Genomic DNA, 9,692 nt, shown 5'->3' on the forward strand with positions numbered 1-9,692 from the left:
GGCCCTGGAGAAACCGATGTACCGTATTCTGGATTGCCTAACGCAGCAGCACAACTATGTGCTTGTGGCCGTCGCGGCCCTGGTCTGTGTCACCGGGGTCTGCCTGAGCGTGCGCCTGACCAACCGGCTGAATGGCGCGCGGGAGCGGCGGCGGCTGGTGCAGCTGGGCCTGTCGAGCATGATCGCCGGGGCAACGATCTGGTCGACGCATTTCATTGCGATGCTGGCATATGAGCCTGGGTTTGAGCACGGCTATGAGCCGCTGGTGACCGGCCTGTCGCTGCTGGCAGGGGTGCTGGGGGTGCTGGCGGCCAACACGGTGCTGGCCTTTGGTACCGGGCGCCATGCGGCGCTGCTGGCCGGGGCGGTGTTCGGGCTGGCGGTTTCCGTGATGCATTACACGGGCATGCAGGCCTATTTGATCCCGGGCGAGCTGCAGTGGGAACCTGGCTACCGGGCACTGTCGCTTGCAATAGGCATGGGATTGGGCGCCTGGGGCTACATCTTCGCCGCCCGGCCGGGGCTGGGCAGGCGGAACTGGGTGCTGGCAACGGTGCTGCTGGTGGGGGCCATCTGCGGCATGCATTTCACCGGCATGAGCGCCATCAATGTCCGGCTCAGCCCGCTGGTGGATGTGCCTGAGGAAGTCATTTCGGATGCGGTAATGGGGATGCTGATTTTCGGGGTGATGGGGCTGATCCTGCTGGTTGGCTTCGCCTCTGCCAGCATCGAGACCAATGTTGAGAGCGAAGCGCGGCGGAAACTGGCGCATGCGGCCCTGCACGATCCGCTGACCGGAATGCCCAACCGGATGTGGCTGACGCAGTTCCTCGCCGATCTGGCGGAGCGCCTGCAGAAGGACGAGACCGAACGCGCGGCGGTGCTGACCATCGACCTGAACCTGTTCAAGGAGGTGAACGACCTGCATGGCCACGCGGTTGGCGACCAGGTGCTGCAGGCTGTGGCCCTGCGGCTGACCCGGCAGCAGGGGCCGGATGAGTATATCGCGCGGGTTGGGGGCGATGAGTTTGTTGCGGTCAAACAGGGGTTCCGGCGGATCGAGCAGGTGCTGGCCTTTGCCGAACGGTTGCACGCCTCGGTCATCGAGCCGATCGACCTGGCGGATGTTTCGGTCCGGGTGGGGGCGGCCATCGGGGTGGCCACCAGCCTGAAGGAAGGGCGCGATCCGCTGGAGCTGCTGCACAAATCCGATCTGGCGATGTACCGGGCCAAATCAGATCCGTCTGGCGCGATCTGCCAGTTCAGCGAGGACATGGACCGCCAGAGCCGGGAAAAGCTGCAGCTGGTCCACGATCTGCGGCTGGCTTGCGCCGGCGGGCAGTTCGAGCTGGCCTACCAGCTGCAGAACGACATCACGAGCCTGGAGCCGGTTGGCTTTGAGGTGCTGCTGCGCTGGAACCATCCCAACCGCGGCCGTGTCGGTCCGAGCGAGTTCATCCCGGTGGCTGAGGAAACCGGCCTGATCCGCGAGATCGGCCATTGGGTCCTGCGGGAAGCCTGCAAGGAGGCGGCAACATGGGAACGGCCGTTTCAGGTTGCGGTCAACGTGGCGCCGCAGCAGCTGGTGCAGCCGTCCTTTGTCGAGGACGTGATGGACATCCTGCTGGAAACCGGTCTGTCGCCGGAGCGGCTGGAGCTGGAAATCACCGAGTCCAGCATCATCGACGATCAGGCGCATACCCTGAAGGTCATGCATCAGCTGAAAGACTACGGCGTCCGCATTGCGATGGATGATTTCGGCACCGGCTATTCCTCGCTGGCCACCCTGCAAACCTTTCCGTTCGACAAGATCAAGATCGACCAGAGTTTTGTGAAGGGCGTGCACCGGAACGCGCAGAGCGCGGCCATTGTCCGCTCCACGCTGCTGCTGGGATCCGCCCTGAACATCCCGGTTCTGGCCGAAGGGGTGGAAGACCAGGATGAGCTGCATTTCCTGCAGGCGGAGAAATGCGCCTCTGTCCAGGGGTTCTATTTCGGGACTCCGATGAGCCAGGAGGAAATGCGGCGGATTGCCTGCGGCGAAGGCGGTGACGTCAGGAAGCACTCTGCTTGACGCAGGGCCAGGGTCCCGGGGCGGCGGTCCGGAGTGAAACTGCCGCAGGGGATGCCGCGCCTGCGGCAAGCTGCTAACCTCCCGTCCGGGCGGTATCGGGGAGCACGGGTTTGGCGGATATTGATTTTCTTCTGGACGGCGGCGGCGATGGCTGCCCGACCGTCCTGCTGGCACATGGCGCGGGGGCGCCGATGGATACTCCGTTCATGGCGGCAATCGCTTCGGGCCTTGCAAGCCGGGGGCTGCGGGTGGCGCGGTTTGAATTTGCCTATATGGCGGCGCGGCGCAGCGGCGGGGTGAAACGGCCGCCGCCGAAGGTGGACCTGCTGCAGGCGGAGTTTACCGGCGCGGTCAGCCGTTTCGCCTGCGAGGGCCCGCTGATCATCGGCGGCAAATCCATGGGAGGCCGGGTGGCGAGCCTGGTTGCTGACGGGCTCTTTTCTGAAGGGTGCATCTGCGGCCTTCTTTGCCTTGGCTACCCGTTTCATCCATCGGGCAAGCCTGAGCGGTTGCGGACAGCGCATCTGGAGACGCTGAAAACGCCTGCGCTGGTCTGTCAGGGCAGCCGCGATCCCTTCGGCACCCGGGAAGACGTGGCGGGCTACGCGCTGCCGCCTGCAATCAGCCTGTGCTGGCTGGAGGATGGCGACCACGATCTGAAGCCGCGCAAGACGGTGACCGGGTTCGGGCAGGAGCACAATCTGGAGGCGGCCTGCGCGGCGGCTGCCGGCTGGGCCAAGGAGCTGGCGCAGGAAAGTGCGGGCAAGTCCAGGAGCAGAGGCCGTGCACCCGGCGGTTAGTGTTCCGGTGCAGGCGGTTCGATGATCCGCCAGTAACGGTCCATCATGTTGACAAGCTGCAGGAAATCGCGCCCGGCGGTTTCCTTGGCGATATAGCCCGCGGCATTCAGGTTGTAGGCTGCTGCAATGTCCTGCTGATCGCTGGACGTGGTCAGAAAGAACACCACCGAACTGTGCAATTCCGGGTCATTGCGCAGCTCCCTGACAAGCTCGATACCGTTCATCCGCGGCATGTTGATGTCGGCCAGCAGCACATAGGGCGGTGTGAGTGGGGCCTTTCCGCCGGTGCCGCGGAGGATGTCCAGCGCGGCGATGCCGTCAACGGCCCGGGTGATCTCATTTGCGATGTTGGCTTTGCGGAAGGCGCGCCGCACCGCCTTGGCATCGCCGTCATCGTCATCCACCAGCAGGATCTTCAGCTCTTTCTGGAGGGGGGGAGCGCCGGTACAGCCCTGCATGTCAGTTGCCCTCCGTTGCGGCGGGCCGCTGCTTGGGCCAGGTGAAGCGGAATGTGCACCCCTCCCCCAAAGCGGACTGCACGGAGATCGTGCCGCCCGCCTGCTGCACATGTTTCTGAACAATGGAGAGGCCCATGCCGCTGCCCTCCACCTTGTCCCGCGACTGCAGGGTCTGGAACATCTTGAAGATCTGCTCATGGTATTTTGCTTCGATGCCGGGACCGTCGTCAGCCACTGAGAAAACCCAGTGGCCGCCCGCATCCTGCAGCGTCACATCCACGGCGCCGGTGCCGGATTCACTGTGCTTGATCGCGTTGGAGATGAGGTTGGCAAAGATCTGTTTCAGGGGCATGTTCACCAGCTGGATGCCCTCGAATGCGGGGTCTATGCGGATCGTGAAACCCTCCGGCTGGTCAACCAGCAGCAGCACCTCCTGCATCAGCTCAGACCCCGGCATCAGCTGCTGGTACCGGTGGTCGGTCTTGCGCCCGATCCGGGAGTATTCGAGCAGGTCGTCGAGCAGCCGGTCCATCCGTGACACCCGGGAGCGGAGCAGCTGCAGGTTTTCGCGGCTGTCCTCGTCCAGGGTTTCCGCCAGATCCTCCTCCAGCCAAGTGGAGGCATTGTCGATCACCCGCAATGGTGCCCGCAGATCGTGCGAGGCCACATAGGCAAACTCATCCAGGTCCCGGTTTGACCGGGAAAAGTCCTCAATAAATTTTTCCCGCTCCGCCTCTTTGCGCTTCTGTTCGGTGATGTCGCGGACAATGCCGCTGAACAGGATGTGATTACCCACCCGGACCTCGCTTACGGATACCGTGAGCGGGAAGATGCTGCCGTCCTTGCGCTGGCCCTGCACCTCGCGGGCGGCGCCGATGAATTTTGGCTGCGCGGTTTTGAAATAGGTGCTGATGTCGCCGTCGTGTCCCGCCCGGTGGGGGGATGGCATCAGCATGCTGATGTTCTTGCCTGCCACCTCCGCAGCACTGTAGCCGAAGATCTTCTGGCTGGCGCGGTTGAAGTCCTGAATTCTGCCCTGGGTGTCGATGGTGATCATCCCTTCGATACTGTTGTCGTGTATCGCCGTGAGCTCAGTCTGTTTGCGTTCCAGGGAAATCAGAGCGGTTTTTTGGCGGCAGACGACATAGGCAAAGGCCCAAAGCGCCAGAACTGTCAGCCCTCTGTTGGTCAGAACGACCCATTCGTTGATGCCTGCACGGTGAAACAGCACATAGCCAAGCAATGTCAGTGCGGTTGCCGCTGCTGCATAGACATAGGCGGTTTCGGGTTTTTCTGCCCAGATGGTGCAGAGGACAACCCCGGCATAGATCAGCCCGGCCGCTACCCCCAGCGGTGTCAGGTAGTCGAACAGAAACCCGGCGGCTACCATAAAGGCTGCAGCAAAATGGGCGCGCTGTTCAGTCGAAAGGGGCCAGAGCGGCTGCTGATGGGCGCGGGTTTGGGGGGCAAATGTCATATCTGTTGCGGTCCCTTTTTCGATGCAGATGCCAGAAACCCGGCAAAAGCGATGGTTTGCCGCGGGCTGATTGCCTGATCACGTTACAGTTTCAGTCCGCCATATCAAGAAAAATGCAATCTAAGGTTGTTCTTGAGGATGAGCGCATGCCAACAGTGAGGCGGCTGTTCTGCGGTCTTCTGTTCTGATTGGGGCCATGAGAGCTGACCCTGGTTATCAAATTGCAAATACGCACAACTCAGGGTGGTTGCGGCGTGCTTTTTGATGCTGTCCTCACGGAGGCTGCAGCCAAGGCGTTGCGCGGTGCTGCAAAGGGGAGCGGTCAGGGCCGTTCCGGGCCTGCAAGGGGCGGCAGAGGCAAACCTGCCGGGGTTAAGAATTTTCTCTCGGTTTGACGCTAGCTTTGCGCGACTCCCTTTAGAATCAGGAACGTGCAGAGAGGTAGAATGTTTTTCAGATCCAAGCCGGCCAAGCCCGCAGAACAGGCCAGCAGCGCCGAAATCATTGGCGGAATGGTCGACCGCACCCAGGCCACGATCCAGTTTAAGCCGGACGGCACCATTTTGACCGCAAACGCCAATTTCCTGGCTGCGATGGGTTACAGTCTGGAAGAAATTGCGGGCAAGCATCACGCGATGTTCGTCGCGCCTGATCTTGCAGCCAGCGCGGAATATAAGGCGTTTTGGCAGGAACTGGCGTCGGGCCGGGTGTTCACCGATCAGTTTCCGCGGGTGACAAAGACCGGGGAGACCATCTGGATTCAGGCAACATATGCGCCGGTTACAGGGCCGGATGGCACCGTTGTGCAGGTGGTGAAAGTCGCAACAGAAGTAACTGTGCGCCGCCGCGGACTGCAGGAAATCGCGCGCGGGCTGGACGCGATGAGCCAGGGCGACCTGGGAGTCCGGGTCACATTGTCAGAGCAGGCGGATATTGCGGCACTGGGCGAGGCGTTCAACCGGTCAGCTGAGCAGCTGCAAACGGCACTTGGTGCTGTTACCCAAGTATCGGATGCGGTGGGGCGCACGGCGGATGAGATCTCGCGTTCGGCCAGCGACCTGTCGCAGCGCACCGAAAGCCAGGCGGCAACGCTTGAGGAAACCGCGGCGGCCATCGAGGAGCTGACCTCTACCGTGCATTCCGCGGCCGAGGGCGCAGAGAAGGTGGAAGGCATCGTCAGCGAGGCCAAGACCGCGGCGGAGCGCAGCGGACGGGTGGTCGAGGACGCGGTGGCGGCGATGTCGCAGATCGAGAATTCCTCGGAGGAGATCGCCAAGATCATCGGCATGATCGATGACATCGCTTTTCAGACCAACCTGCTGGCGCTTAACGCGGGTGTTGAGGCAGCGCGGGCCGGCGATGCGGGTCGCGGGTTCGCGGTTGTGGCCTCCGAGGTGCGGGCGCTGGCGCAGCGCTCTGCCGGGGCAGCAGGCGAGATCAAGCAGCTGATCAGCGAAAGCAAGCAGCAGGTGGCCAGCGGGGTTGACCTGGTGGGCCGCACCGGTGCGGAGCTGAAGCAGATCATCGGCAGCGTCGGCACCATCTCCAGCCACATAAGCGGCATTGCCACCGGCGCCAAGGAGCAGGCCACCTCTCTGAGCGAGATCAACCTGGGCGTTTCGCAGTTGGATCAGGTGACCCAGCAAAACGCGGCGATGGTGGAAGAGACCTCTGCCGCCAGCCATCAGCTGTCGTCCGATGCCAGCCAGCTGACCCGCGAAGTGTCCAAGTTCAGCGGTTGCGGGGCTGCGGCCCCGGCGGCAGATGTGATCGCCTTCCAGCGCCCGGCACCGGCACCTGCGCCAGAGGCGCTGCCCGCGGCGCAGGGCTGGGATGACTTCTGAGGCTGCTGATTGAGGCCGGTTCCCGGATACCCCGCGGAGTTACCTGAATTGACGTGTTGACACGCCCCGCCGGTGCCGCAACGCTGGCCGCAAAAATGACGGGGTGTATACATGGACAGCCAGGATGCGGCTGCATATCCGCTGATCCGGCGGGCTGGGCTGAGCGGCATTCTGGTCAGCTTCGGCGGCAGCCTGAATGAAGCCTCCAACCGGGCGGCGCTGGCTTTCCGTACTGCGGTTGAGGCGCTGAAGCTGGAGGGCGTGGTGGAGACCATGGCCTCGCTGGCTTCGGTCTTTGTCCGGTTTGAACCGTCACTGCTGCCGCACGAGAGGCTGGAGGCGGCGCTGCAGGAGCTGCTTGCAGTGCAGGACTGGCTGCAAGCGCCGCTGCCGGTAGGGCGCCGGTTCTGGCGGGTGCCCACCGTTTACGGCACCGATCTGGCGCCGCAGCTGGGGGAGGCTGCGGATGCCGCGGGGATGAGCGAAGCGCAAGCCATTGACAGTCTGAGTGCGGCGCGGGTGCGGGTGCTGACCATCGGCTTTGCGCCCGGCCAGCCCTACCTCGGCTCCCTGGGGCCGGAATGGGATCTGCCGCGGCAGACAGAACTGACCCCGATGGTGCCACGTGGTGCGCTGGTGCAGGCGATCCGCCAGTTCGTGCTGTTTTCCAACCCGGCGCCAACAGGCTGGCGCCATGTCGGCCAGACCGGGATGACACTGTTCCAGCCGGGTGCAGAGCAGCCCTTTGCCTTGCGCCCCGGTGACGAGATGCAGTTTGAACCGGTGTCCAAGACGGAGTTCCTGAAGCTCTGTGACGCTGACCCGCTGCGCGGCGGAGCGGCAGCGCAGGAGATCCAAGCATGAGCGGCCTGAAAATTCTCCGCATCGGCCCGGCTGCATCGGTGCAGGACATGGGCCGCCCCGGACTGCTGGGGCAGGGGATATCCCAGGGCGGTGCCGCTGACACCCTGGCGCTGGCCGAAGGCGCGGCGCTCTTGCGGCAGGATCCGGGTCTGGCGGCGCTGGAAATGGGCGGCATGGGCGGCGAGTTTGAGGCCACCGGCCCCTTGCGCATTGCCCTGACCGGCGCGCCGATGGCGGCGGCGCTGGATGGCGAAGCACTGGCCTGGAATGCCTCGCACCGGATGGAGGCTGGCCAGCGCCTGACCATTGGTGCTGCCCGCTCGGGCGTCTACGGCTACCTGCATCTTGGCGGCGGCATCGCCACCGGGCCGTTGCTGGGCGCCCGAGCCGTGCATGTGATGGCCGGGCTGGGCCGGACGGCAGAAGCCGGCGGCCTGCTGCCAGCGGACCCGGATCAAAACAGTGAAACCGGGCTGGTGCTGGCGGCTGACGAGCGGTTCAAGGGCGGCGAACTGCGGATCATGGAAAGCTTCCAGAGTCATTTGTTCCCTGAAGAAGTCCGCGCCCGTTTCGCTGCCACGGGTTTCAGCCGCGGCAGCCGCGCCAACCGGATGGGAGTCGAAATGGTTTCGGAAGGGGAAGGGTTTGCCGCCGAAGGCCAGCTCAATATCCTGTCCGAGGTGATCCTGCCCGGTGATGTGCAGATGACCGGCGACGGCAAGCCCTTTGTGCTGCTGCGTGAGTGCCAGACCACCGGCGGCTATCCCCGCATCGGCACCGTGCTGCCCTGCGACTTGCCCATGGTGGCACAGGCCCAAGCCGGCGCTGCGCTGCACTTTCGCTGGATCAGCCTGGAGGAAGGGCTGGAAATCCAGGCCAAATTCGAAAAATCACTCAAAGGCCTGCCTGCAGCCTGCCACCCGCTGGTGCGCGCTCCTGCGGCGGTCCGGGACCTGCTGTCCTATCAATTGATCAGCGGGGCCGTCTCGGCGGAGGCGGACCCTTATGCGACGGGAGAAACCGCATGACCAAAACAGTCGACCTGAACGCCGACATGGGCGAAAGCTTCGGCCCCTGGAATATGGGCGATGATGCCGCGCTTCTTGGCATCGTCTCCTCCGCCAATATCGCCTGCGGCTTTCACGCGGGCGATCCGGATGTGATGGCGCGGACCATGGCGCTGGCGCGGGACAATGGGGTGGGCATCGGTGCCCACCCGGGGTTCCTGGATTTGCAGGGCTTCGGCCGCCGCCGGATGCATGTGCCGCACGGCACCCTGGCAAATATGATCCGCTATCAGCTGGGCGCCGCCCGGGGCATGGCGCAGGCTGCCGGCACTCAGGTGCGGCACCTGAAATTGCATGGCGCGCTGTCCAATATGGCCTGCGTCGATCAGGCAATGGCGCGGGCCTGCTACGAGGCGGCGCTGGATGTGGACCCAGACATCATCATCATGGTGCTGGCCGCAACCGCCATGGAAGAGGTGGTGCGCGAGCTGGGCTGCAACTGGTGCGGCGAGATCTTCGCCGACCGCGCCTATAATGACGATGGCACCCTGGTGGACCGCTCGCAGCCGGGGGCGGTGATCCACGACCCGGACCTGGCCGGGCCGCGCATCCTGAAAATGGTCCAGGAGGGGGCGATCATCACCGAGAGCGGCAAGCGTATCCCGGCGGCGATCGACACCATCTGCCTTCACGGTGATACAGCCGAGGCAGTGGAACTCGCCGCCTCCGTCCGCAGCAGCCTGACCGCAGGCGGGATCGCAATCCGGCAATTCCCTGGCCGCCGGGACTGAGGCGCGGCAAGGGACGCACTTGGGGGTGCAGGGTCTGAGGCAGATTTTTTGGCCTCAGACCGGGAAAACCCCGGGAATCGCGGCGCTTGCGCCATCGGATTCGATTCCAGCCGACTCGCTGGACTCCGTCCGGCTTGTATATGTTGCGGTCATACCCCCCAACATCTAGTGGGGCGCAATCAAAGGGCGGTTCTGCCTGTTCTCTCCCGGCCCGCTGAAAGCCCGTTTCCCCGCCGCGCGCGCAGCTTTTCCTGGGTCATAACTACTTGAAAAATATTGATTTATTGCCGCCGCAAGCAAAAAGTCATAGAAACTTCAAAAAAGGGGTTGCGACTCTCCGGCGCTAACCATAGAACACCCCTCACCGGCGGCGCTGA

The 9,692-nt window shown here is 63.8% G+C and carries 8 protein-coding genes; 6 read left to right on the forward strand and 2 right to left on the reverse strand.

What is annotated here, in order from left to right; translation table 11 throughout:
• The first annotated feature begins 16 nt into the window (after positions 1-16).
• Positions 17-2,074 carry a putative bifunctional diguanylate cyclase/phosphodiesterase gene (locus RA24_RS20600; protein WP_039194075.1) on the forward strand — a complete coding sequence of 686 codons (2,058 nt, stop codon included), beginning with the start codon at positions 17-19 and terminating at the stop codon, positions 2,072-2,074.
• A 110-nt stretch (positions 2,075-2,184) separates the two neighbouring features.
• Complete coding sequence (locus RA24_RS20605; protein WP_039194077.1) at positions 2,185-2,874, forward strand: alpha/beta family hydrolase; 690 nt, start codon at positions 2,185-2,187, stop codon at positions 2,872-2,874.
• Here the strand turns inward: RA24_RS20605 and RA24_RS20610 are convergent.
• Both RA24_RS20610 and RA24_RS20615 read right to left on the reverse strand, forming a co-directional pair.
• A complete protein-coding gene (locus tag RA24_RS20610; protein WP_039152067.1) occupies positions 2,871-3,332 on the reverse strand; it encodes a response regulator in 462 nt (153 codons plus the stop codon). The genes RA24_RS20605 and RA24_RS20610 overlap by 4 nt on opposite strands.
• 1 nt (position 3,333) lies before the next feature.
• Positions 3,334-4,809: a sensor histidine kinase gene (locus tag RA24_RS20615; protein ID WP_241480981.1), complete on the reverse strand. Its 1,476-nt coding sequence runs from the start codon at positions 4,807-4,809 to the stop codon at positions 3,334-3,336.
• 446 nt (positions 4,810-5,255) lie between these two features.
• Here RA24_RS20615 and RA24_RS20620 point away from each other — a divergent pair, with 446 nt between their 5' ends.
• From RA24_RS20620 to RA24_RS20635, 4 genes are all read left to right on the forward strand, one after another.
• Complete coding sequence (locus RA24_RS20620) at positions 5,256-6,653, forward strand: methyl-accepting chemotaxis protein (RefSeq protein ID WP_019296446.1); 1,398 nt, start codon at positions 5,256-5,258, stop codon at positions 6,651-6,653.
• Between the two features lie 111 nt (positions 6,654-6,764).
• Entirely contained in the window at positions 6,765-7,517 is a 753-nt protein-coding gene (locus RA24_RS20625) for a 5-oxoprolinase subunit B family protein (protein WP_019296445.1), read from the forward strand.
• A complete protein-coding gene (locus RA24_RS20630; protein ID WP_039194080.1) occupies positions 7,514-8,545 on the forward strand; it encodes a 5-oxoprolinase subunit C family protein in 1,032 nt (343 codons plus the stop codon). The genes RA24_RS20625 and RA24_RS20630 overlap by 4 nt, the downstream gene beginning before the upstream one ends.
• Positions 8,542-9,315, forward strand: a complete 774-nt coding sequence (locus tag RA24_RS20635) for a LamB/YcsF family protein (protein ID WP_039194082.1) — start codon at positions 8,542-8,544, stop codon at positions 9,313-9,315. Before RA24_RS20630 ends, RA24_RS20635 begins: the two co-directional genes overlap by 4 nt.
• Positions 9,316-9,692: the final 377 nt, after the last annotated feature.

Origin of the sequence: Leisingera sp. ANG-M6, assembly GCF_000813905.1 — a bacterium.
GTDB lineage: Bacteria > Pseudomonadota > Alphaproteobacteria > Rhodobacterales > Rhodobacteraceae > Leisingera.